The following is a 25500-nucleotide window of genomic DNA, read 5'->3' as shown; positions in this document are numbered from 1 at the left end:
GCCGCGCGACGGCCAGACCCGCAACGGGCGGCCGGATGTTCAGGAGAGGAACCCGGAAATGACCAGCGCGACCGAAGATCTGCCCAAGCATCACCCACCCACCGGTACCGAGAAGCGAGTCATTCTCGCCTCGGCGCTGGGCACGATGTTCGAATGGTTCGACTTCTATCTCTATGGGCTGCTCGCGACTTATATTTCCGCGCAATTCTTTTCCGGCGTCAACGACACCACTGCCTTCATCCTTGCACTCGGCGCCTTTGCCGCCGGGTTCGCGGTCCGGCCGTTCGGATCGATCCTGTTCGGGCGGATCGGCGATCTGGTGGGACGCAAGCGCACCTTCCTGATCACCATGGCGCTGATGGGGCTTTCCACCTTCGCAGTCGGTTTCCTGCCCAGCTATGCGACGATCGGCACTGCCGCGCCGGTGATCCTGGTGTTGCTGCGGCTGGTCCAGGGGCTTGCCGTCGGCGGCGAATATGGCGGCGCGGCCACCTATGTCGCCGAACATGCACCTGATGGAAAGCGCGGCTTTTTCACCAGCTTCATTCAGACGACGGCGACGATCGGCCTGTTCACGGCGCTGCTGCTGGTGATCGGCCTGCGTTCGATCATCGGCGAGGAAGCCTTTGCCGGCTGGGGCTGGCGCGTCCCCTTCCTGCTCTCGATCTTCCTGCTCGGCGTCTCGCTCTGGATCCGCCTCAAGCTCGACGAAAGCCCGGTCTTTCAGAAAATGAAGGATGAGGGGACGATTTCAAAGGCACCGGTGACCGAAGCCTTTGGCCGCTGGAGCAATCTCAAGATCGTGCTGATCGCGCTGTTCGGCGCCGTCGCCGGTCAGGGCGTGATCGGCTATACCGCGCAATTCTATACGCTGTTCTTTCTCGAGCGGATCGCCGATGTCGACGGCGCGACCGCCAATATCCTGCTGGTCACCGGGCTGGTGATCGCAACGCCGACCTTTGTCTTCTTCGGGTGGTTGAGCGACAAGATCGGGCGAAAGCCGATCATCATGACGTCGCTGCTGCTTTCCACGCTGACGATGTTCCCGCTGTTCAACATGCTCACCTATGCCGCCAACCCGGCCCTTGCCGAAGCGGTGAAGCGCGCGCCGGTCGTGGTCGTCGCCAACAATGACGAATGTTCGTTCCAGTTCGATCCGATCGGCAAGAACACATTCGATCGCACCAGCTGCGACATCGCCAAGGCATATCTCGCCAAAACCGGTGTCGATTATCGCAATCAGGCCGCACCGGCCGGCACGATCGCTCAGGTCAGCGTCGGCGACACGACCGTCACTGCCCCCGATCCGTCCGGGCTGGACGCAACCCAGCGCGCCACCGCCGCGGCACGGTTCAGCGGCCAGGTGGAAGCTGCGCTTCACGCCGCCGGCTATCCCGACAAGGCCGATCCCGCGCAGATCAACCGGCCGATGGTGGTGCTGACGATCCTCGCGATCATGCTGCTGACGACATCAGCCTATGCCCCGCTGGCGGCGATGCTGGTCGAACTGTTCCCGGCGCGGGTGCGCTATACGTCGATGTCGCTGCCCTATCATATCGGCAATGGCTGGTTCGGCGGCTTCCTGCCGACCACGGCCTTTGCGATGGTCGCGGCCACGGGCGATATCTATTACGGCCTCTGGTATCCGGTGGTGGTGACGGGGCTGGGCTTCGTCATCGGGATGCTGTTCCTCCCCGAAACCTACAAGCGCAACATCGACTGAGCGATCAGGCGAGCGCGTCGCGCACCAGCGCGACAAAGGCGGCGGTCGTTTCTGCGACCGCCGAGGGCGAGACGCAGCGCGCATCGTCAAGCGCGACATGGTGGAACCGGTGCACGCCGAAAATACCCGCTGTCGGCGAATAGCCCGCTTCGAGGATCGCGGTCAGCTCGCCTGCCGAAATCCGGTCGCTGGCATAGGGGTCTTCGAGCCCCGAAAGCCCGGCAAAGCGCAGGCGGGCGGCATCGAGCAAACCGCCCGTGACGACCAGATAGCGTTGCGCGTCGGTGGCGCTCAGCGGACGGCGCTCGCCCACGGCATCATGCCATTCGCGCGCGGCCAGATTGGCGCCCAGATGCAGCCAGAACGCAGTCTCCTGCGGTGGTGGGGCGATATGCCGCATCGATTCCGCAGCGCCCAGATACTGATATTCGTGACCGCTGTTGCAGAGGAATGCGAGGTCGTGATCGTGCAGCTCGCGTGCCGCCCAGCGCGCGATGTGGAGCCAGGCGGCGACGCCGCCGCCGCGTTCCCCCGCGCAATCGAACCAACCCGATCGCGGCGTCGATACGACCAGCCATTTGCCGCGCCCGCGATCGATCCGGCCGACGAAATTAAAGGCCGGGCGCCGACCGCCCTGCCCCGTCACCACCAGCCGCGCGTCGCGATGTTCGCGCGCGGCGGCCAGAAACGGCTCCGCCTCGCGCGGTGCCAGCAACGCGACCGGACCGGGAAACATCGGTTCGCGCCCGTCGGCGTTGAGCGCGATGATTTCGTTCGAAGGGCCATTGGTGATCATCACCGCCGCGCGTGCGCCCTGATCGAATGCGGCCTGAAGCGGCGTGCGCACTTGCGGCCAATATAACGAGGACCAGCGGCCCGAGGGCAGGTCGACCAGCGCGATCGCCCCGGCCAACGGCGCGTCCGCGCCACCATCGGGTCCGACCCGCACCAATGGCGCGGCAATTCCCGCATCCGGGGTCGGCACGACGATCGGTTGCGGCCACAACGTCACGCTCTGGCCGTCGCAATCGAGCTGGCAGCGATCCGGTTCGAACCAGGGCGCGTCGAAATCGATTCGCTCGATCGCATAGCCGGCGGCTTCCAGCTCCGCCGCCATCCACGCGCCGCAGCGCGCATCGCCGCTACCGCCCGATTGCTTGTTGCCGAATTCGATATAGGTCGCGAGATCCTGTGCGATCGATGTCGGCGCTTCCCCCGCCGATGCCGAAGCTCCGATGACAGGGACTGCCGGAAGCATCATCGATCCAGCCAGCATCCGGCGTCGCGTGGTACGCATCGTGTATCTCTCCAGCGATGGTTGCGGCAATCGAATGTTGCCGTTCACTCACTTGAGAGTGTATAGATGCAATCATGCCGCGCAACCTCCACCTCCGGGCGATCCCGCGCTGGATCGCTCTTTTTTTCGCCGCTTTGCTGGCAAGCGGATGTGCTCATGATCGGATCGCGCAGCCGGTCGGGGCAGCAGCTGTCGTATCGACGCAGACCGGCCGGATATCGGGATCGGTCGAAGGCGAACTCCACGTCTTTCGCGGCATTCCCTATGCCGCTCCGCCCATCGGCGATTTGCGCTGGCGCGCGCCCCGCCCGGCGGCACATTGGGATGGCGTGCGCGCGGCCACGGCATTCGGACCCGCGTGCAAACAACCCCCGGTCCCGACCTCCAGCTTCTATTACAGCCAGCTTCCGGCGACGAGCGAGGATTGCCTGACGCTCAATGTCTGGGCGCCCGACGATGCCGCCGATGCGCCAGTGATCGTCTATATCCATGGCGGGTCGCTTCAGATCGGCAGCGGCGCCGACCCGCTCTATTCGGGCGAGAATTTCGCGAAGCGCGGCGTCGTCTTCGTATCGATCAACTATCGGCTGGGCGTGCTCGGCTGGCTGGCGCATCCCGCGCTCAGCGCGCGTTCGCCCGACGGCGTTTCGGGCAATTACGGCCTGCTCGACCAGATCGCGGCGCTGCAATGGGTGCGCGACAATATCGCGTCCTTCGGCGGCGATTCGCGCAACGTCACCGTGATGGGCGAATCCGCCGGTGCGCTGAGCATCAGCTATCTGCTGACCAGCCCGCGCGCACGCGGCCTGTTCGACAAGGCGATCGTCGAAAGCGCCAATACCCGCGCCGTTCCGGCTTTGCGCACGCCGATGTTCGGCCTGCCCTCTGCCGAGGATATCGGGACGAAGCTGATGTCCTCGCTTGGCGCCGCGACGCTCGACGACATGCTCGCGATGGATGCCGATACGCTCACCGTCGCGGCGGCGCGCGCGCGCTTCACGCCGCAGGGTACGATCGACGGCGCGGTACTGCCCGGACAGGTCGTCGAAACCTTCGACGCGGGCGAACAGGCGAAAGTGCCGATGATCGCCGGGTTCAACAGCGGCGAAGTACGCACGCAGCGCGCGTTCCTGCCCGAAGCACCCGCCAGCGCCGAAGCCTATGAAGCGGCGATCCGCGCGGGCTATGGCGATCTCGCTCCCGCCTTTCTGGCCGTCTATCCGTCGAGCGATATCGAAACGAGCATGATCGGCGCGCTGCGCGACACCATCTATGGCTGGGCGACCGAGCGTATGGTTCGGCTCCAGTCGGCGGCGGGCGTTCCGGCCTATCTCTATCTTTTCGACCATTGCCAGCCAGAGGCCCGCGCGCGCGACATCTGCGCCTTCCACGCGTCGGAACTGCCCTTCGTCTTCGGCCATCTCGACGCCGCGCATATGCCGCCCAACTGGCCCGGCATGGCGGGCGATGCCGATGCGCCCGCGCTTTCCGACGCGATGCTCGATTACTGGACCAGCTTTGCCGCCACCGGCACGCCGCATAGCGAGGGCAATGCCGCCTGGGCGCCCTATGGCGACACCGAAGCCTTCATGACCTTCGCCGAGCGACCGCTTGCGGGGCACAATCCGATCCCCGGCATGTTCGAAGTCCAGGAGGAATGGGTTCGCCGCCACCGCGCAGCCGGCCAGCAATGGTTTCTGGAATCGGGAGTCCGTGCGGCGCCCAGAGCCGACGGATCGCAATAACCGCCTGTCCTATGCGGCTTCGGGTTCGGGAACCGGCACTTCCCCGCCATAGGCACGCCCGCGCGCCATCGCGATCGCTTCATGCAGGATCGCGCGCGTGAACAGCGTCAGCCAGCCGATATAGACCGTGGCACCAACCGCGACGAGGATGACGAGCCGCACCGGATCCGTCATCGGCGGCAGCGCGCGATCGACCAGCACCACCACCACGCCCATGACCATCGCAGCCACCACCGGCGGCAGAATCGCGCGCGCCAGCGTCGCCGCCGAAAGGCCGATGACGGGCAAGGTCCGCACGCCGGTATAGAGGAGATAGGCGACATAGGCGAAGAACCATGAGGCGGCGAGCCCCTGAACGCCCCAGTTCAGACCCACGGCGAATGCGGCTGGCAACAGGATCGCGCCGACGGCACCGATCTTTGCCGTCAGTCCCGGTCGGCCCATCGCGCTGCACGCCGGCCCGGCCAGTACCTGCAGCGTCATCATCGGCATCGCCAGCGCCAGCAGCCGGACGATCGGCCCGGCCTCGACCCATTTCGCGCCCAGAACCGTCGCAACCAAAGGTTCGGCGGTAACCGCAAGGCCGATGTAGAAGGGCATCGCGACCAGCATCACCATTCGCGCCGAACGTGCGAAACCGACCGCTACCGCGTCGCGATTGTCCTGCATCCGCGCATAGACCGAAAAGGCGACATCGTTGATCGCGGGGACGAATTTGGAAACCAGTATCTGGGTCAGGAACAGCCCGGTCGTATACAGGCCCAGCGTCGCCGGAGACAGCACCCGGCCCGCGATGAACACGTCCGCCTGGCTCTGGATCACCCAGAAGAACTGGCCCGCCGCCATCAGCCCGCCGAACTTGGCAAGCGCCCCCGCGCCGCGAAAATCGAACAAGGGGCGATAGTGATGACCCGATACGCGCGTCATGCCGATCGCGCGCGTCGTGAACAATACCGCCGGGGCCAAAATCAGCGTCCACACGCCCAGCCCCGCCAGCGCCCCGGCCAGCGCGGCGATTGCGCCGGTTATCGAAGACAGGAAATAGACCTTGGCCTGCGGCTTGAAATCGATTTCGCGCGCGAGCAGCGCATAGGGAAAGGCAACGAACGGCGTGGTGATATATAAAAACGCCTGAACGCGAAGCAGATCGGCGACGATAGGCTGCTGGAAATAAGCCGCCGCCAGCGGCGCCAGCGCGAACTGGACGATCCCAAGCCCGAAATTGAGGACGATCAGCATTCCGTACACCTGACGGATCGATCGTTCGTCGGCGTCGGGCTTCTGGATAAGGCCGCTCGCCAGCCCGGCGCCGTTGAGCATGTTGAGCACGGTCAACATCACCTGAGTCATCGCAAAAAGCCCGTAATCGTGCGGGCTGAGGATGCGGATCACCAGAAATGTGGCGCTCCAGGTAATGAGTTGTCCGGCAATCTGAGCACCGGCGCGCCAGATCACCGCCTGCCGTGCCAGCGCGAACATGCCGGTCGGGCGCTCTTGGGTGCTGTTCAGGCGCTGGTGCAACATTGGGCGGCGATAGCCGAAACGCTCTTAATCGCGCGTAAAGGGCAAGCACCGCGCGCCCGCAGGTTCAGAATAATTGCGCCGCCGCGCATCCGGGCGAAAAATCGGCCGAACCCGGCCCCGCCCGCCCCCGGATCGTCCGGGAGCGGGCAGCACCGTGGCACCGCGCGAACGCCGGTTCAGAAGCGGAAGCGCGCGCCGATCGTATAGGTCCGCCCGATCCGGTCATAGAAGACCGAAGAGGCATAGCTGGGCGCCGTGATCGCATTGGGCGTCAGCGGCGGCGCAGTGTTGAGCAGATTGTCGATCGTTCCATAGATTTCGATAGCGCCGGTCAGCCGCACGCGACCATTGAGATCGACATAGGTGCGCGACGGCACGCTGTTGTCGGCGATATCGACGCCTTCGACATAGGATACGTTGAGCTTGCCGCCGTCGACATAGCGGACCAGCGCACCCACCCCGAATGCCTCGCTGCCATAATCGACCGAAAGCGTACCGCGCCATTTGGGAATGCCGCCGGCCGGACCCATCGTGCCGGTGCTGCCCACGGTCCCGGCGAAATCGGTCGTCACGCCGTCGCTCGTCACGGTCAGTTCGGAAACATGCGTGGCGAGCCCGCGAATCGATACGCGACCGGCGCCCAGATCGAATCCGTAGACCGCTTCGATATCGAATCCCTTCGCCGTGGACTGGGCCGCGTTGATCAGCGTCGCCTGCACCTGGGTGATGGTGTTGCCGTTGAAGGTGATGGCGTTACACAACGCAGTCTGTCCCTGCGCCAGGCAGCCATCGACGATCTGCTGCCCGGTCAGCGACGTGATCGCCTCGTCGATCTTGAACGAGAAATAATCGAACGACACCCGGAAACCGGGAAGCCAGCCCGGTTCGAACACGATACCGGCAGTGAAGGCGCGGCTTTCTTCCGGATGCAGGTCCGGATTGCCACCGGTCAGCTGCAGCGTCGACAGCGCGACATTGGTGACCGGGTTGGTGATGGTGTTGATGAACTGATTCTGGCCCGAATAAAGCTCGTTGATATTGGCCGCACGGATATCCTTGGACAGCGTCGCGCGCAGCCGGATCGAATCGATCGGCTGATAATTGACGCCCGCCTTCCAGGTGGTGACGGTGCCGCTGGTCGAATAATCGGTTACGCGCCCGGCGAGATTGAGGTCGAGCAACCTGCCCAAACCCGAATCGCGCAACAGCGGCACCACGATTTCGGCATAGGCTTCCTTGACGTTCAGCGAACCGTCCAGCGCCTGCGGATTGACGGTCTTCCAGCCCGAACGCTGCGAGACTGCGTCGTTGGTGGCGCGTACCGATTCACGGCGATATTCCGCGCCGACCGCGATCGACACGTCCCCTGCCCAGGTGGAAAAGGGCGATCCTTCGAGATTGACGGCATAGATATCCTGTTCCTGCCGCGAATCGAGGAAGGCAGTGCCCCCGATATAATCGAGCGCCGCCTGCGACATCGATCCCGGGCCGAACACGTCGATCGGCACGCAGTCGCGAATGTCGCGATAGGGGTCCTGCGCATCCGTCGGATTGGGATTGTTGAGCAGCGCCCGGCAAATCGGCCGGTTGGTGGCGGGGTTGATGACCGAATCGACGCCCAGGCTGTAACGGGCATTGTTCCGGTTGTTGCCGTCCTCGCGATAATAGCGCACGCGGCTGAACTGCGCCGATACGTCCCAGTGCCAGCCATTGCCGAACTCGCCATTGGCGCCCAGGCCATAGCGCTGAACCGTGTTGTCGACGGTGTTGGTGAACGCCCCCTCTTCCGCGCCAATACGGCCGATCGAAAAGCTGGTCCGGTTGTTCGCGATCAGGATGTCGCGAATCGGCTCCGGCAGGAACGCATTGTCCCGCTGGATCACCAGATTCCGGTCGGTCGCCGTCGTACCGTCGGAAAAAATGTCGGCGCGCGAATAAAGCGCGTCGGCATAGAGCGTGACGCTGTCGCTCACATCATAGCTCAGCCGGCCAAAGCCGGTCGCACGCTCGATAACCGGAGAGATATTCGACGTGGCCGACAGCGTCCCGCCATCGCCACCCGACATATAGGTGCTGCCGACCAGCGTGCCGCGATTGAAGGGCAGCACGGTGCCATTGGGGCCGAACTGGATATTCTGCAGCGCGGGAATCGAATTGAGCAGCGTCACGCCGCCCGTCGTCATCTGGGAAAAACGGGCATTGGGCGCGATCACCAGTCGCGGCGCACCAGGCGTGCCGGGATAGGCGGGGTTGGTCAGAACCGCATAATCGCCGCGTGCCCAGGGGCGGCTTTCCTGCGCCAGCTGTCCCGAATCGCGGAAATAATCGCCCGACGCGACGAAATGGAAATTGCCGAACGCCTTGCCCACCGCCAGCGACACCGCAGGCTTGTAATGATCGTCATAGGTCGACTGGCCATATTGCACCGACCCGCGAACCCCCTCCATCCGATCGTCGAGCAGGATGTTGACGACACCGGAGACCGCGTCGGAACCATAAGCAGCCGAAGCGCCGCCGGTGACGATTTCAATCCGCTTGACCAGCGCCGCAGGAATTACGTTCACGTCGACGCCGCCCGTCGGATCGGTGGCGGGAAAGCGCCGCCCATCGACCAGCACCAGCGTGCGGTTGGGGCCAAGCCCGCGCAGATCGAAATTGCTCGCGCCGATCGGCTGGCTCGACTGACCGGTATTCTGAGTCGGTTTCAGCGTCGGCGTATCGAACATGATGTCCGCAAGATTGCGAACCGCGCGGGTTTGCAGCTCTTCCTCACCGATGGTCGTCAACGGCGTCGGTGAGGTAAAGCCGCTCACGCGCGAGCCGGTCACGATGATCTCGGCTCCCTGATTCTCCTGCAGCGGCGCGTCCTGATTCTCGTCGACAGGTGCCGGGTCGCCGGCGGTCTGGGCATGGGCACCCGATCCGATCAGCGAGGCTGCGGCAATCGCGCCCATCGCCGCCGTCAGACGAAATTGCCTCTGCGCGGAATCAAAACTGCTCGAACGCTTATTGGTGTGGCGCATCGCCCCTCTCCCCCTGGTTATCGGCGAATTATTTTCGCCCTTGACGCCATTGGGACCGGAAGGGGGAGCAACGGTCCAATCGTTTGTCGTTGTCCAACCGATACCATTGCGGTATCATGACGAATAGCATTATACATTGGCAAAGGGAATTCGGAAAACGGGGACGGATGTTGAAAAGGATCGCCGCAGCTGCATTTGGGCTCGTCGCCGCCATGCTGGCCGGGTGCACGACGATTGCGGAACCCACGGTCTCCGGGGCTCCAATCAAGGTTGCCGGGCGACATGATGTCATGGAAATCGGCCCGGTCCTGCTCGCGGTTCAGCGCGCGGGGCCGCGCCGGGCGATCTTCTTCAGCGGCGGCGTCGACAATCTGTTCAAGGCGGAGGGCGAAGCAGCAGCCGGCGGATTCGATCACGCACCGGGCAATGCGGATATTGCCGCCCAGGCGGCAACGCAGGCGCTGCGCGCGTCGGTCGACAATCCCGACCTTCGCATCATCCTTACCGTTACCGAGGGGCTGTACCGGATCGTTGCCCGGCGGTCGGCGGGAATCGCGACGATCGCCGATCTTCGCGGCAAGCGGATCGGCATATTCGAACGCACCTCCGCTGCCCTGTTTCTCGACCGGATGCTCGCCGATGCGGGGATCGCAAACGATGAAGTCGTTCGCGTTCCGCTACGCCCCCGCGAAATGGAGCCCGCGCTGCGCGAAGGCGAGGTCGATGCAATCGCGATCTGGGAGCCCGAAGCCGAGCGCGCGCATGCCGCGCTGGGTACGGACGCCATCGAATTCGCCAATCCCCGCGTCTATCGCGAACTCTACAACCTCAACACGACCGAGCGCGCGCTGAACGATCCCGCCCGCCGGGCTCGGATCGTGGCATTCGTACGCGAAGTTGTTTCCGCCGCACGCGCGGCAAGAGACGACCCCGAAGCGATCTGGCAACTCGTCGCGCAAAGCAGCGGCTATCCCGTCCCGCTGGTCGCGGCATCGTGGCGCCACCATCGGTTTCCCGCCGATCTTCCGGAAGATCTGCTCGACAGGCTGGTCGAGGAAGAGGCCTGGCTGGCAACCCAGTCGAACCGCCCGCCGCGCACCCGCGACCAGCTATCCCGCCTGATCGACACATCCGTGCTCGAAGAAGCGCTGAGCCGGTAAATTCGCGCCAACAAGCGCCCCGCGCGCCCTGCCCCGAAGCAGGCGATTCAAGCATTCACGGCAATGGTGCCGCCTGCGGAACGCGCATTTGCGGCGTTTGATTTCGCGGTTCGTTCGTCGGAGCGCCGAAATAGAATTTGATACCTTGTATTTTTCTGGTATTGCATTGGTCATGTTCTAAATCAGCTCGTGGTCTATGCGATGGAAACAGGAACTGTCAGCCGGGAATCGTTGCCGCTGCCTCGCTCGAGGCCGGCTGAAGGCGGCAGCTTCGACCCGGCTGTCCGAAATGCCTAAGCTCGGGCGCGGGATTTCGCCGCTGGCGCTATTGGCGCTGCCGGGCGCCGTCGCGCTGCTGGCAATTTTCTGTTTCACTCGATCGAACGACCGGAACCCGCTCGCGCCGGGGCAGGTCATTGTAGCCGGCACGCCTGACTCTCAAGCAACCGGCCTGCTCGACTCACCGCCGTCAGGCCAGCGCAAGCTGACCCTGCTCGCAACCTTGTCGGGACCGCAGGACGGACGCCAAAATGCCCTGGTCGCGGTCGGCGACGGCAAGCCTCAATTCTATCGCATCGGTGACCGGATCGCACCGGGCATCACGCTGAAGTCGGTCGCGACCGATCACGCGGACATTCTCGAAAATGGAGTCGAGCGTCGGCTGGCGCTCCGTTCCGCCGCCACGTCCCCATCCCCACAAGAGCAGCAGAGCGATCCCAGGATGCACGCGCTGTTCGCCAACCTGCGCCACCACGGCCGACTACGCGCCGGATCCCGCAAAACCTTCCGCTCAAACGACCCGTCAACAGCACAGGATCATTAACAGGGAGGAACTCCAGTGAAATACACGCTTTTGTCAGCTGCTGCAGCGGCACTGTTCCTATCGACATCCGGGCATACCCAGGTCCAGGACCCGATTCAGATATTGGGCTATTACACTTTCAGCACATCCAATGCGAAACTGCAGGCGGACGCGCCGCGCCTCGACGTCATGGGGACCGACCTGTACGCAATCGATTCGTCCGGCAACATAACCGGCTCGATGCCGTCAGCCGTCCAGCAGGCGGCGTCTGCCAACAGCGTCGATCTCTATCCGATCATCTCCAATTTCGACACCAGCGACTTCAGCCCCACCATCGCCCATGCGGTGCTGGTGCCGGGTGCGGCGCGAACCCATGCGATCGACACGATGGTGTCGCTCTCGCAACAGACGGGGATCACCGGCATCAACCTCGATTTCGAAGCGGTGGACAAGACCGACCGGTCGTTGCTGAGCAGCTTCGTGAGCGACCTGGCGATTGCGCTCCACCAGCATTCGCGCCTGCTGATCGTCTCGGTGCCGGCGACCGATCAGAACGATCCCAACGATTTCTGGACCGGCGCCTATGATTATGGGGCGATCGGGCAATCCGCGGACATCGTCCAGGTGATGACCTATGACGAAAATGGCCCGTGGGGCCCGGACGGTCCCGTCGCCGGGCTCGACTGGGTAAAGGCCTCGATCGCCTATGCCGCGACCGAAATGCCGTTGTGGAAGATCAACATGGGCATCCCGGCTTATGGCTATGACTGGAACCTGACCGACGGCACCGGGGAACAGGTCGATTACAAGGCGATCCCGGGCATGATCTCGTCGCTGGGCGCCACGCCCGAATGGGACAGCGCCTCTTCCAGTCCGAAATTCTATTACCAGACCGGCGGCAAGGAACATGTCGTCTGGTACGAAAACGCGCACAGCATCAAATTGAAGGCGCAATATGCCGTGTCCAAAGGCGTGGGTGGCGTTTCGGTCTGGTCGCTGGGTCAGGAGAATAACGGCTTCTGGACCGCGCTCGCCAATGGCGGGCTTTGAAAATATGGGGCCGCGCAATCGAGCGCGGCCCCTTTTTTGTTGAGGCCATCACAGGAGGGGCAACCACCATGTCAATAATTCGCACGAGCGGCATCGTCGCCGCACTGATCGCAGTCGTAACTGCGGTCAGCGCGCCCGCGCAGGACGCTCAAAACGGCCAGCTCATCAATACGCCCAATGTGCAGGACTGGTCGGTCTATGGCGACGGCCAGACGCATAGAGTGACGCGCGATGGTGACGTGCAGGGCGGCGGCGCGATGATCGTCACGATTCCCGCCAAACCGGCGCACAGCTGGGATATCGGTGCCTCGACGCCGATCCAGGGTGCGATCAGGAAGGGCGATGCGCTGGTGTTCGCATTCTGGGCGAAACTCGAAAGCGGCGGAGACGGCGGAACCACTACAATCCAGGCAGTGGTTCAGCAAAGCGCGGCGCCCTACGCGGCTGCTTTTTCGGGCGACATAACCGTCAGCGGCGAGTGGAAGCTGGTCCACATCACGGGTGTGTCGCCGCAGGATTTCGGCCCCGGTGAGGCCAATGGCGCGCTGTCGATCGGTACCGCCCGACAGACGCTGGCGCTCGGCCCTGCATTCGTCCTCGACCTCGGCCCGGCCAGCGCAGATTGACGACGCACCGGGCCGGGCGTGTTGCCCGGCCCGGACGAGCGCCATTATCGAATCGAGACGGTCCGGCCGGGCCGGCCATCCGGTGCGACGGTGCGCAGCGAGACAGGGCCCGAGACCGGAGTCGGCCCAGTATAGACCTGCCAGGCCCCGTCGCCCTGGCGATACGCGATCGCCAGCCCCGGAAATTCCGAAACAGCATACAACTGCCCGTCGATCACCCGCGCGCCCGGCGGCGCAAGGCGGTAGCGAATGCCCGCTTTATCGAGCAGCGGGAATTGCGCGCTCATCCGCCCGGCAAAATTCCGCCAAGCGCTATCGATCGCGGCGCGATCGACACGCGGGTCCTGATAGCTGTAACTCGCGCCGGGCTGATATGCCGGCTCCCATTCCGGCTTTCGCCATGCGCGCTCGGCAAAGGCGAGCAAACGCGGAAACAGCATGTAATCGACCGCCGCGTCGCCGCGCACCGTCTCGCTCCACAATTGCGCCTGGATGCCCTCGATAAGCCGGCCGGGCTCAAGCGGCGTCGCATCGTCAAGCGTTTGCGGATGCGCGGTAATGTCCTTCATGATCGCGGCATTGGCGGCAAGATTGCCGGGCATGAACGCAAATACCTGACGCGTATCGATGCCGCGCGTCGCCCAGTCATAGCCGCGCTCATTGGGGTCGGGCGCATAGGGCATGTCGAAATAATCGAAATCGGGTATCGACAGCACCGTATCCCAGCCGCGATTGCTCTGTTCGTGCGTTTCGGCAACGGCGCCCGTGAACAGTCCGCCCCAGATCCCCGACTGCACATGTTCCGGCATCTTCGCCGGATCGGTATGGCTCAATCCGTCGCTCCACCCCGCAACCTTGATCCCGCGATCGGCGATCATCTTCGCCACGCGCTCGATGAAATAGGCGCCGAGTTGATCGGCCTTCATGCCGGTGCGCGCCATCAGCGCCTTGCATGCCGGTGACTCGGTCCAGGCGCCCGCCGTCTCGTCGGCGCCGATATGGAAGATGTTCAGCGGCACGCCCGCCGCCTTGTGCAGCGCGATCACCGCGTCGAGTGTCGTGCCGAAGAAGCGATAGGTTTGCGGCAGGCAGACGTTGAGCGTGTTGTCGTCGTAATTCTGGATGCTGCGATAGCGCGTCGTGTCGCCGGGCTCCACCAGACGATATGCCGCCGCCTGTTCAGGCTCGCCCGCATCCATCAGCTGCTTGTAGCGCACCTCCATCGACCGGATGGCCGCGCGCGAATGGCCCGGCATGTCGAGCGAGGGAATTACCTCGATATGGCGCGCGGCAGCGGCTCTTACGATCTCGATATAGTCGGCATCGGAGAGATAGCCATTTTGCGGCCCCGTGCCGGTGGGTCCGGCACCCAGCTGTGGCGCGAGACAGGTCATCTCGCTCGGATCGCCGCACCGCCTGGATCCGATTTCGGTCAGTTCGGGCAGCCCCTTGATCGCCAGCCGCCACCCTTCGTCGTCGGCGAGGTGGAGGTGCAGCTTGTTGAGCTTGTACGCCGCCATCGCGTCGATCAGCTTGAGCAGTTCGGCCTTGCTGTGGAAGTTGCGCGCCAGATCGATGTGCAGCCCGCGATAGGGATAGGCAGGGGCGTCATCGATCGCCATCGGCCGCAGCGAACCCTTTTCATAGGCGGTTTCCTGACCCAGCGATCGCAGCGCATAGGCAGCGCCGGCGGGGCTGCTGGCGGTGATATCGATCGCGCCGTCTTCCACCTGCAAATGATAGCCCTCGGCGGCGATGTCCGACCCCGGCCGGACCGTCACCGACAGCATCGGACCGCTGGTGAAATTCCCGACACCAGCAGCCTTCAGATAGTCCAGCGCCGGACCGACATCATTCGCCGTCACGCCGTATAGCTTGAGGGTCAGACCGCCCGTCACGTCGATCGGGTCACCGTCGAGCCGGGTTTCCCGCACGGGTTTCGGAATGATCGCGAAATCGGGCTGGCCCTGCGCCTGCCCCCAGGCGGCATACAGGTCATAGGCGCGCTCGGGCGTCAGCCACTGCGTCGCATCATTATCATCGGCGGCGGCCAGCTTCGATTCGTCGGTCATCGGCGCGACGAAAGGAAGATATTCGATACCCGTTTCCGGATCGACTGCCGCTTTTGCCGCTTCGATCGTGCGCGGCTCCAGCCCGTCCGCACTCAGAAAGGCATTGGGCATCGGATAATAGGCCGAGAAGAAATGCCCTTCACCCCATAAGGTGATGACATAGCGCTTCCCCGGTTCCAGCCGCGCGCCCGGCTTGACCGTCAGGCGATGGAGATCGCCATTGACCAATTTGTCGGCGAACATTTCCGACTGTGCCTCGATCAGCGGCGCGACGAAATTATAGGTCAGCGTGAAGCCGCCTGACGCGAGGTCGGGCGGCAGGACTTCCGGCATCGTCAATGTGATCGTGGCGCGGAAGCATGCGGTCCCGCCGGACGGGCAATGATCCGGGTGATTGTCGAGAATGGCGAAACCATACCCCATTTCCCGGGCGAGCGTATCGAGCGCGGCCTGGGAAGGGCCCGGCCGGGATTGCGGCGTTGCGGCGGAAACCAATGCGACCGGCAGCGCCACCGTCGCCAACAGACCCGTCTTCCACATATTCCGCTCCCGATCTTCGCTTATGTTATATAGTTGTCATGACCTTGTTAGGTCGTCAAGATAGCCAAGCCTGCCTCGCCAGTGAAAGGAATGCGACCTTGTTCCCCCGCCCAGCCCTGCCGCTTCATCCGCTGATCGGCCTCGCCCTGCTGATCGCCGCTGCTTGTGGTATTTCGCGCGTCCACGCTGCTCCCGCCACACCGCAGCCGCCGGTGATGATCGGCTATCTTCCAGTCGACGCCGGACTGGAAGCCGCGCTCGCGACCGTCGACCTGTCGCTTTACACGCATATCGACCTTGCCTTCGCCAATCCGATCCCCGGCGGCGCGCTGACCGAAGACGGGGCATTTACCTGCGCGAGTACCGCAGACGGAACGATGCTCACGGTTCCGCAATTGCGCGACGCAGTGCAACGCATTCACGCTGCGGGGCCCAAAGTGCTGCTGTCGATCGGCGGCGGCGTGCTTCCCGCGTGCTCGGGGGACTGGAACGCTCTGCTTGGACCGGCCCATGCCGCCGCTCTGGTCGAGCAACTCGTCGATATCGTCGATCGGACCGGGCTGGACGGCATCGACGTCGATCTCGAAAACGATATTCTCTACGGGCTTGTTCGCGCAGGCACCTATGCACCGTTCATCGCGCAATTATCGGCGGCGCTGAAGGCGCGCGGCAAATTGCTGACCTGCGCCACGGGGGCCGACGACCATAGCCGCATCCCGGACAGCAGTTTTGACGATTTCGATTATATCGGGGTCATGTCCTATGATGATGTGGGGCCGAGCTGGGGCGACGCGGGCGGCGAACACGCGTCCTTGCGCAAGGCGGTGCTCGATCTCGATTACTGGCTCCGCCTTGGCGTGCCGCGCGACCGGCTGGTGCTGGGCATACCCTTTTACGGCTATGGGTTCGGCAGCTACGCACCGGATTACACCTTCCGTGCGATCGCTGCCGCTTTTGGCGATGCGGTCCGGGACCATGACACGATCGGGTCGGCCTGTGCCAGGTGCAGTTACATCACCTATAACAGCCTGCAAACGCTGCGCGCCAAGGCCGCGCTCGCGCGGCGGCTGGCCGGCGGCATCATGGTATGGAATATCGCACAGGATACGGACGACGCCCGCGCCGGCAAGGCGACCAGGGCGGTGCTGGACGGCAAGCCCGCCGAGGGAGTCGGCGATTGACTGACGGAGACCAAATGCTACATTGGTCTCTATCGGAAAGGTCATATCAGAATGACCATTTAGGAAAGAGCGATGTCATTGATCGACGGTGTCGGCATGCTGGCCAAGGACGATCCCACGCCGCTCTATCTCCAGCTTCAAAAGGTGCTGCGCGACGCGATCAGTGAGCGGAAGGTCGCGCCCGACGAAGCGATCCCGACCGAGCGCGATCTTTCGGAAGATTTCAAGGTTTCGCGCATCACCGTCCGCAAGGCGATCGACGGGCTGGTGAGCGAGGGGCTGCTGACGCGTCGACGTGGCGCGGGTACGTTCGTCGTCGCACCGCGCGTGGAGAAAAGCTTCTCCAAACTGAGTTCGTTTTCCGAGGATATGATCTCGCGCGGGCGCACGCCCCGCAGCGAATGGATCAGCCGATCCAGCGGCGCCGTGACGCCGGAGGAAGCACTGTCCCTGGGGCTGTCGCCGGGCACGCTGGTCCACCGTTTCCAGCGCGTCCGTTTCTCGGACGAGATTTCGATGGCGCTCGAATATTCGACCATCCCGGCATATTGCCTGCCCGATCCCGACATCGTCGACGCCTCGCTGTACGAAGCACTCGACAAAACCGGCACGCGGCCGGTGCGCGCGCTGCAGCGGCTTCGCGCAGTGGCCTTCACGGCCAAACAGGCGAAATTGCTGGGCGTCAGCGCGGGCGATCCCGGCCTGTTCATCGAACGCCGCGGCTTTTTGAGCGACGGCCGCGCTGCCGAACACACCCAATCCTATTATCGCGGCGATTCCTATGACTGGGTTGCCGAACTCAACAGCCTCTGACGTCAGCCGCCAGCGGCGCGACCAGCGATAAAGTCCGCATGCGGCGGCAGGTCCGCAACGCCCTCTTCGACCCGGCGGCGGATCAGCGCCATGCGTTCGGCAAGCAGCGCGGGCGGCAGCGAATCCGCGATCGGGTGCCAGTCGTCGGGGGTAACCCCCTGCCCCATCAGCACCGCGAACCAGTTGGTCGCGCCGAACAGATCGGTCGGGTGGTATAAAATGGCACCCGTCCGGCGAAAGGCGCCCAGCCGTGCGACCAGGCTGTCGGGCGGCGTTATCGCCCGCACATCGTTCCAGAACGGGGTATCGATTGCGCCCGCCAGCATATAATGCGCCACCAGGAAATCGCGAATATGCTCATATTCGCGCTGGGTTTCCTCATTGAAGCGGGAAACCACCGCCGGATCGATCACCGAGCGCGGATAGAGCCCCAGCAGGCGGATGAGCGACGTCTGGACGAGATGGATCGATGTCGATTCGAGCGGCTCGAGAAATCCGGCCGCCAGCCCGAGCGCGACGCAATTGCCCCGCCAGAATGCGCGACGATGGCCGGCCTGAAACCGCAATCGCGTGGGCGATGTGATCGCCGCCGCATCCAGCCGCGCGAGCAACCGCCGCTCAGCCTCGTCATCGTCCAGATGCGCGGCCGAATAGACATAGCCGTTGCCGGTACGATGCTGGAGGGGAATACGCCATTGCCACCCCGCCTCGCGCGCAGTAGCGCGAGTGAAGGGCGTCGGCGGTTCAATGCGCTCCGCCTGCACGGCGATGGCGCGATCACAGGGCAACCAGTGTCGCCAGTCGACCTGGTCGACACCCAGCGCGCCACCGATCAGCAAGCCGCGAAATCCGGTGCAATCGATGAAGAAATCGCCTTCGACCGTCTCGCCCGATGCCAGTTGCACCGCGCGGATCATGCCGTTCGCGCTATCCTGAACGACTTGGACGACATCGCCCTCGCGCCGAATGACACCGCGCTGTTCGGCAAAGGCGCGCAAGAAGCGGGCATAGGCGGTGGCGTCGAACTGGAAGGCGTGATTGACCGCGCCGTGGCGCATCTCACGGGCAAAACGCCCCTGTCGCGCGGCTACTGCTTCGAGATTATAGGCTAGAAAATCGCGCTCCCCCGTCTCGGCCGCATAGCGTTGCCAGAAGTGATGGAAGCCGATCCCCGCCATGTCGGCGCCAAGATAGCCGAACGGATGGAAGTATCGGCTCCCCTCTCCGTTCCAGCCAACGAACTCGATGCCGAGCTTGAACGTCGCCTGCGTCGCGCGGACCAGTGCATCCTCGTCGAGTTGCAGGAAACGGTGGAATTCGCGCAACGAGGGCACCGTCGCCTCGCCGACACCGATCGTGCCGATCCGATCGGATTCGACCAGCGTAATCTGGTGCTGCCCGCCAAGCGCGCGGGCCAGCGCGGCCGCCGCCATCCAGCCGGAGGTGCCGCCGCCGACGATCACCGTGCGCGCGATGCCGGGCGCGCCCGTCATGCGCGCGCCGCCATCGCCGCGGCAAGCGCCTGCTCATGCGCGGGCATCGCCTCTACCGTGCGGCGGATCGCGCCGAGCAGCGATTGCATCTGCCCGATGGCATCGTCGTCGCGCACCCGGTCGATTTGCGGATCATAGCTTTCGGGCATGACGCCCATGCCGATCAGCAGCGACTGCCAATCCTCCTCGCCAAAGCTTTCGTCCTGATACAGCGGCGCCAGCCCGCGCCGCGCGAAGATCGACAGACGGTGCGCCAACGGGTCACAGATCGGCGCGGCGCGCGCGGCATCCCAGAACGGCTCGCCGGTGCGGCCATTGCGCCGGCGACGCGCGCCCATGACATCCTCGATCCGGTCGAAATGCAGCGGCACCCGCTCGTTATAGATCGCCGCTTCGACCGCCATTTCGGTGTCGATCGGGAACAGCGAGACAAGGTGCGCGATCGAAACCTGCAACCGTTGCAGATCGGCACCATCGAGATCGCTGCCCGTACAAGCGGCCTCCCCGATCGCCACGCAGTTTCCCGTCCACGGCGTCAGCCGCCGATGCTTTGCGTGCGGTACAATCCCGTGCGGGTGCAACGGCACGCCTACACATTCCGTGGCGGCGCGTGCCGCCGCGTCGTCGGACAGCAGCGCGCCCGCGAACCGCATGCACACCGCAGTACGATCACGCAGCGCGATCACGCTCAGCCAGCCATGCGGGAGTGCGATGACCGTCACCAGCGGATGCGGTGATTGCATTCGCGGCGCCGAAGCCAACAGCAGCCGATCGGTATCGTCCGTCAGGCGCTCCGCCGAACCCAAAGCCGGGCTCAGCCTCGCTTCGCCCCCGGTCGCGTCGATGAAAATGTCGCCATCGACCGTGCGCCCGTCGTCCAGCCGGAGCGACGCGAGCCGGCCGGTCGTGCCATCGTGGTTCGGCGTGACGTCGTTTGCCGCGATGGCGACCACACCGCGATGCCGGCCAGCAGCGGCCAGCAAGGCGACGGCACCTGCCAGATCGAACTGATAGCCATAGTCCAGCGACGCTCCCGCGCCGGGCGCCCGCCCATTACCGGCGGCAATCGCCCCGACAGAGAAAGCCGACAGATCGACGTCCATGCCATGCTGTCGCGCCTTCAACCAGAAGGGCAGGAAGGGCAGTCCGGCGATCGGCGCGCCTATGTGGCCATATCCGCGCGCGAAGGAACGCCCCTCCCCCCGCCAGCCGATATTGCGCTGGGCGAGGCAGAAACTCGCCTGTCCGGCGCGTAGCAGGTCGCGCTCGGCGATCCCGGCCAGCGACAGGAAGTTGCGGAATTGCGGTGTCGAGGCGCACGCCATCCCCGCCGGAACCGACATCGGCGTTTCGACGACCTCAATCGCAAGCCCGGTGCTCCCGAACGCCGCCCATAATGCGTTTGCCGCCATCCAGGCGTCGATCCCGCCGCCAACGATCACGGCCTTGCGGATCGCGGTCACGCCCCGCCTCCGCAAAAGGCAGCGACTGCTGCGCCGTGATCGCCCATTCCAGCCGCCGCCCCGTCGATTTCGCGCGCGATGCCCTCAAGCTGCGCGCGCAGTTCATCCGCGCCCAGACGATCGGCGAGGCGGTCGTGACCGGCCGGCTCGATCCCTTGCCCGACGAACACCGCCTGCCAGCTCGGCGGCGCGAACAGGCCGTCGCGATAATCATGGACATAGCCGCGCCGCCGAAAGCGGTCGATTTTCTCCGACAGGCTGTCCGGCACCGCCATGCGCCGACAATCGCGCCACAATGGCGTGTCGTCGCGCCGGGCGGCGTGATAATGCAGGATCAGAAAATCGCGCACCCGTTCATATTCGACGTCGATCAGGCGGTTGAACTCCGCCGCCAGCGTCGGATCGACCGATCGGGAGTCCGGCAGCAATCGCAACAAAAATACGATCGCCATCTGCGCAAGGTGAATGCTGGTGGATTCGAGCGGTTCGAGAAAGCCGCTCGCCAGCCCGACCGCGACGCAATTGCCGACCCAGGATCGCGCGCGCCGACCCGCACGAAAGCGCAGCAGTTTCGGCTCGGCTTGCGCAGGCGCATCCAGCCCGGCCAGCAATTCCGCAACGGCCGCGTCATCATCGATATAGGCACTGGAATAGACATAGCCGTTGCCGGTCCGGCGCTGCAGCGGGATGCGCCATTGCCAGCCCGCGCTTCGCGTCGTCGAGCGCGTATAGGGCGGCAGCGGATCGATCCGGTCGCTGGGAACCGCCACCGCGCGATCGCATGGCAGCCAGTGGCTCCAGTCCTCCCAACCGGCCTGCATGGCATCGCCCAGCAACAAGCTGCGAAAGCCCGAACAGTCGATGAAAAAGTCGCCGTCGATCGTCCTGTCGCCCTCAAGCACGACCGAACGCACGGCACCGCCCTCGGCATCCCGTACGACATCGACAATCCGGCCCTCGATCCGTCGCACGCCGCGCGATTCCGCCAGCCCACGCAGATAGCGCGCATAAAGATGGGCATCGAAATGATAGGCGTAATCATATGATGCGCGCACATCGCCACCGTCCGCGGCGGGAAAGGCAAACCGGTTCTGACGCGCGGCCTGGATCGCCAGGCAATATTCCTCCAGCGGCCGCGCCCAGCCGGCATCGCGCGCGCGTGCCCAGGAATGGATGAATTCGGTGCCGCCGATCGTCTGCCCGAACCGACCGAACGGGTGCATATAGCGGCTGTCCCCATCGCCCCAGCCGACAAATTCGATGCCAAGCTTGAACGTGGCATGACAGGCACGGATGAAATCGGCTTCGTCCACGCCGATCAGCGCGTTGAACTCGCGAATTTGCGGCAGCGTCGCCTCGCCGACACCGACCGTGCCGATCGCATCCGATTCGATCAGGACGATATCATAGCCTGACGGCGCCAGCCGGGCGGACAGCGCGGCGGCGGTCATCCAGCCCGCCGTACCACCGCCGATCACCACCAGTTGCATCGCCCGCCCCATCATACAGCCAAGTCTAACGCCCTGAGCGGTGGCGGCCAGAGGGCATCGCTCCCTCCGATCACCACCGCCATGTCTCACCCGGCCCGGGGTCAGAAGGTCATCTGAATCCCGGCTTGAATGGTCCGGTCGTTCTTGAACCAGGCGTTGGGCTTGAGCAGGCCATCATTGTCGACCTGTTGCAGCAACACGGTATCCGTGCCCAGCAGATTGCTGCCTTCGATGTTCAGCGTGAGCCATTTGCTGATCTGAAATCTGACCGATCCGTCAAGGAAGCCAGCCGCCTTTTGCCAAATTGGCAGGCCCACGCAGCAATCGATCGCGGTGACGACATATTCGGACCGCCAGTTATACGCCAGCCGCACCGACACCCGTCCGCTTTCGTACATCCCGACCAGATTGTATGAATATTCGGACACGCCTTCCAGCGCATTGGGCTTCACCGCTGTCTCGTCGTAGCTGAGGCCGCCGCCCGATGTGCCGGACCCGGTTTCGTTGGTCAGCGCGCTTACCTTGATGCCGTTATTGTCGACATAGGTGAAGTTCGCCTGAACTCCGAAACCGTTCAGCGGTTCGGGCAGGAAATCGAAGAAGGTCTGGAAATTGACTTCGGCACCGCGGATTTTCGCACCCGAGCCGTTCATCGGACCCGTTACCAGCACCGTGCGCGTCACGCCGTTATTCGTCACGCTCTGGTTGTAGGTGCCCGACTGGATGTAATTATGGAAATTCTTCTGGAACACCACAAAGGTCAGCGAGCGCGCGGGCGCCATATAATATTCGAAGCTCAGATCGAACTGATCGGCGGTAATCGGCTTCAGGAAGGGATTGCCCGCCTGGCCGGTGTAACGCCAGTTATAGCCGACGATCTCGCCATTCTCATCCCGAATGATGTTCGGATTCGAAGAGTCCGTCAGGATCGGGCTGATCCGGTTGACGGTGGTATAGTTGCGCAACAGCCCGATGTCCGGTCGCGACATTGCGCGCGACATCGCCATGCGAACCACGAACTTGTCGGTGACGTCGAATTTGACATTGACGCTCGGCAGGAAGTTGAAGTGCGGCGCGCGCGCGGTGTTTGACACATAGCTGCCGTCGCTGAACGCGATCTCGTCGGCGCTCGTAACGCAGCCGGCGGTAAGCGTCTCCTGCCCATCCGGGCCGGTGCCGTGACTGCAATTCAGATCGGCCGCCGTGAATGGGTTCGGGAAGGTATACGCACCTTGCGTATTATCCTTCGTCCACACGAAGCGCGCACCGATATTCCCGGAAATCCCGACGCCGCCTATGCGCAGATCCGGGCCTCCGAAGTTCGCCATGACGTACGCCGCCTTGGTGATTTCGTCGACATGCAGGACCTCGCTCGGCAGATAGCAGCCGAACTTGCCCGACACCGTTTCGCCGTCGCGATAGCCCTGGTTCGAGCAGACCGGATAATATTCGCCGACGCCGGTGGAGGGATAGCCCAGCGCCGCCCCGAGCTGATCCAGATTCTCCAGCTTGTCCATATTGAAGAAAACAAATGAGTTCTGGCTCATCTGATTTCCGTTGAAGAAATCCTTGGAGAATGTGTAATTTTCATAATTTCCGGACGGATAGGTCGGGGAATCCACATTGTAATAGGATGCGTTGTTGCTCCAGGTATTGGCAATGTTCGCCCAGTTATACGCACCCCAGCGCACCGTCTGGCTACGATCGGCGTAGCGAATACCCGCACGGACCGATTCAAGCCAGGTGGCGCCGACATCATATTCCACATCGGCGCGGAACGCCCATTCGTGGCCATTGCTGTCTTCGGTGTGGTCGCTGACCGAATAATAGGAATAATTGTTCGGATTGGTGATGCCGCCGGGCGACAGGTTGATGTTCGTCGCCGAGTCCGGGGAAATCGTCAGCGTAGGATATTTGCCCGTCGCATCGACATAGGTATCCGCGAAGGTCCGCATGTCGACCGACGCGTTGTAATTATGGACCTCGGAGTTGACGTGCTGTGCATCGAACCGGAAATGGAGCCGGTCGGTCGGATCCCATTTCAGGTTGAGCGATGCGTCCTGCGTATATTCCTTGTTACGCAGCGCATTGGCTTGCGTATCGAGCTGGGGAGCCAGCCGGGTGTCGCAGCCTTCCCACGAATAGCATTTGTTGAAGAACGCCTCACCGGCCGCATTGGTGGCGATTGCCGCAGAAGAGCCCGGCGTCTCTCCCAGATACAGCGTCGGCGACGACCAGTTGCCGCCCATGAAATTGCCATGGTCGTCAAATGCGAACGGGTCCGATCCCGTTTGCGGAGCGACCACGCTCGGATCGGAACTGACATAGTCGGACGCAAGCCCGTAGACGCTGAACGCCGAATCCCAAATGGCATGCTCGCGCCAGCTGTTATTATATTGCGAGCGCAGATACTGGCCCGTCAATTCGAGCTTGCCGTCATTGGAACGCCACTGGACCGCAGCTGCGGCTCCGTACCGGACGCGATCATAGACATTTTCACGCATGAAAATGCCGCTCGGGATATATTGCTTGCCCGGTCCGAACACGTCCTGGAACACACCCATTCGATCATATTGGATGCCTTGGCTACCGGTCTTGACGTGCGAATAGGCGAAGTCGACCAGCGCGCCGATCTCACCGATTCCGGTTTGCCACCGGTTGCTCACAATTGCCGAAAACTCGGGCGTCACGCTCTTGGCGCGGTCGCCATAATTGAGGTCGGCAGAGAGCGAAATAACCCGGCCCTCGCTATCGAACGGCAGGCGCGTCCGCAGGTTGACCGTGCCGGCAATGCCGCCCTCGATCATATCGGCAGTTTCGTTCTTGTAGGTGTCGACACCGGCCAGCAGTTCCGGCGAGATATCCTGCCAGCTCAGCCCGCGATTCGAATTGGCGGAGAAGGTGTCGCGGCCGTTGAATTCGGAGCGGACCTGCGGCAACCCGCGAATGATGACGCCCGAAGGCTCGGCGGAAAAGTGCGAGGTGTCGTCACTACCTGAAAAACGCGACACAGTGATGCCGGGGACGCGCGCGAGTGCGCCGGCAACCGATTTGTCGGGGAACGAGCCGATCTCGTCCGCGGTGATCGAGTCCATCACCGTTCCGGCGTTGCGTTTGCGCTCCTGCGCCGATTCCAGGTTCGCACGCTGGCCGATGACGACAATCTCGTCCCCCTGATCGGTGGCGTCTGACGACTGCGTACTGTTCGTATCGGTCGACGAGGCAGGTGCATCCTGCCCGGTATCCTGCGCCATTGCGGGAGTCGCCGCCATCAGCGCGATGAGACCGGCACCAAGCAGGAATTGGGATTTCCGGGTGATTTCAATGTTCCGCATGGGCGAACCCTCCCTTTATATAGCCCCCACACACCCACCTACAAACAAACAGCTGAGATTGGTGCTTTCCAATAGACTACAAATATCATAACCTATGTCCATAAGAAATTGCAGACCATGCCAAGAAGCGCGCGAATCTGCGGGATCTCGCGAGTTTGCCGCA

16 protein-coding genes are annotated in these 25500 nt (G+C 63.5%); 8 read left to right on the top strand and 8 right to left on the bottom strand.

The annotated features are described in order from the left end of the window. Window positions 1-58 precede the first annotated feature (58 nt). Window positions 59-1723 (top strand): MFS transporter, encoded by a 1665-nt coding sequence (locus tag DKB74_RS00755; protein WP_109807026.1) that lies wholly within the window; start codon window positions 59-61, stop codon window positions 1721-1723. A 4-nt stretch (window positions 1724-1727) separates the two neighbouring features. On the opposite strand, the gene DKB74_RS00750 is transcribed toward DKB74_RS00755, so the two are convergent. Continuing rightward, window positions 1728-3020 carry a hypothetical protein gene (locus DKB74_RS00750; RefSeq protein ID WP_145960870.1) on the bottom strand — a complete coding sequence of 431 codons (1293 nt, stop codon included), beginning with the start codon at window positions 3018-3020 and terminating at the stop codon, window positions 1728-1730. Window positions 3021-3094: 74 nt separating this feature from the next. On the opposite strand from DKB74_RS00750, the gene DKB74_RS00745 reads away from it, so the two are divergent. Continuing rightward, a complete protein-coding gene (locus DKB74_RS00745) occupies window positions 3095-4765 on the top strand; it encodes a carboxylesterase/lipase family protein (RefSeq protein WP_109806218.1) in 1671 nt (556 codons plus the stop codon). Window positions 4766-4774: 9 nt separating this feature from the next. Here the strand turns inward: DKB74_RS00745 and DKB74_RS00740 are convergent, their stop codons facing one another. Next, a complete protein-coding gene (locus DKB74_RS00740) occupies window positions 4775-6289 on the bottom strand; it encodes a lipopolysaccharide biosynthesis protein (protein ID WP_239987315.1) in 1515 nt (504 codons plus the stop codon). Window positions 6290-6465: 176 nt separating this feature from the next. Beyond that, complete coding sequence (locus DKB74_RS00735; RefSeq protein WP_109806217.1) at window positions 6466-9312, bottom strand: TonB-dependent receptor domain-containing protein; 2847 nt, start codon at window positions 9310-9312, stop codon at window positions 6466-6468. A 290-nt stretch (window positions 9313-9602) separates the two neighbouring features. On the opposite strand from DKB74_RS00735, the gene DKB74_RS00730 reads away from it, so the two are divergent. From DKB74_RS00730 to DKB74_RS00715, 4 genes are all read left to right on the top strand, one after another. Then, window positions 9603-10472 carry an ABC transporter substrate-binding protein gene (locus DKB74_RS00730; protein WP_239987314.1) on the top strand — a complete coding sequence of 290 codons (870 nt, stop codon included), beginning with the start codon at window positions 9603-9605 and terminating at the stop codon, window positions 10470-10472. A 289-nt stretch (window positions 10473-10761) separates the two neighbouring features. Next, on the top strand, window positions 10762-11295 hold the full coding sequence (locus DKB74_RS00725) for a type II secretion system protein N (protein ID WP_161956762.1): 534 nt from the start codon (window positions 10762-10764) through the stop codon (window positions 11293-11295). Window positions 11296-11310: 15 nt separating this feature from the next. Further along, a complete protein-coding gene (locus tag DKB74_RS00720) occupies window positions 11311-12324 on the top strand; it encodes a glycosyl hydrolase family 18 protein (protein WP_145960869.1) in 1014 nt (337 codons plus the stop codon). A 68-nt stretch (window positions 12325-12392) separates the two neighbouring features. Continuing rightward, window positions 12393-12950 (top strand): hypothetical protein, encoded by a 558-nt coding sequence (locus tag DKB74_RS00715; protein WP_109806213.1) that lies wholly within the window; start codon window positions 12393-12395, stop codon window positions 12948-12950. A 44-nt stretch (window positions 12951-12994) separates the two neighbouring features. Here the strand turns inward: DKB74_RS00715 and DKB74_RS00710 are convergent, their stop codons facing one another. Then, entirely contained in the window at window positions 12995-15562 is a 2568-nt protein-coding gene (locus DKB74_RS00710) for a family 20 glycosylhydrolase (RefSeq protein ID WP_109806212.1), read from the bottom strand. Window positions 15563-15660: 98 nt separating this feature from the next. Between DKB74_RS00710 and DKB74_RS00705 the strand changes: the two genes are divergently transcribed. Further along, complete coding sequence (locus tag DKB74_RS00705; protein ID WP_161956761.1) at window positions 15661-16743, top strand: glycosyl hydrolase family 18 protein; 1083 nt, start codon at window positions 15661-15663, stop codon at window positions 16741-16743. 72 nt (window positions 16744-16815) lie between these two features. Then, complete coding sequence (locus tag DKB74_RS00700) at window positions 16816-17556, top strand: GntR family transcriptional regulator (protein WP_109806210.1); 741 nt, start codon at window positions 16816-16818, stop codon at window positions 17554-17556. Window positions 17557-17558: 2 nt separating this feature from the next. Here the strand turns inward: DKB74_RS00700 and DKB74_RS00695 are convergent, their stop codons facing one another. The 4 genes from DKB74_RS00695 to DKB74_RS00680 all read right to left on the bottom strand — a co-directional run bounded on the left by DKB74_RS00695 (window position 17559) and on the right by DKB74_RS00680 (window position 25337). Further along, the gene (locus DKB74_RS00695; RefSeq protein WP_109806209.1) at window positions 17559-19049 is read right to left on the bottom strand and encodes a tryptophan halogenase family protein; all 1491 of its coding nucleotides are present in this window, start codon (window positions 19047-19049) and stop codon (window positions 17559-17561) included. After that, window positions 19046-20512 carry a tryptophan 7-halogenase gene (locus DKB74_RS00690; RefSeq protein ID WP_109806208.1) on the bottom strand — a complete coding sequence of 489 codons (1467 nt, stop codon included), beginning with the start codon at window positions 20510-20512 and terminating at the stop codon, window positions 19046-19048. Before DKB74_RS00690 ends, DKB74_RS00695 begins: the two co-directional genes overlap by 4 nt. Then, a complete protein-coding gene (locus DKB74_RS00685; RefSeq protein ID WP_161956760.1) occupies window positions 20509-22002 on the bottom strand; it encodes a tryptophan halogenase family protein in 1494 nt (497 codons plus the stop codon). Before DKB74_RS00685 ends, DKB74_RS00690 begins: the two co-directional genes overlap by 4 nt. 101 nt (window positions 22003-22103) lie before the next feature. Further along, the gene (locus DKB74_RS00680) at window positions 22104-25337 is read right to left on the bottom strand and encodes a TonB-dependent receptor (RefSeq protein WP_109806206.1); all 3234 of its coding nucleotides are present in this window, start codon (window positions 25335-25337) and stop codon (window positions 22104-22106) included. Between the last annotated feature and the right edge of the window lie 163 nt (window positions 25338-25500).

Origin of the sequence: Stakelama portus, assembly GCF_003171655.1 — a bacterium.
Taxonomy (GTDB): Bacteria; Pseudomonadota; Alphaproteobacteria; order Sphingomonadales; family Sphingomonadaceae; genus Sphingomonas; species Sphingomonas portus.
Note: the sequence above shows the minus strand (reverse complement) of the source record. Positions and strands in the feature narration are given on the sequence as shown.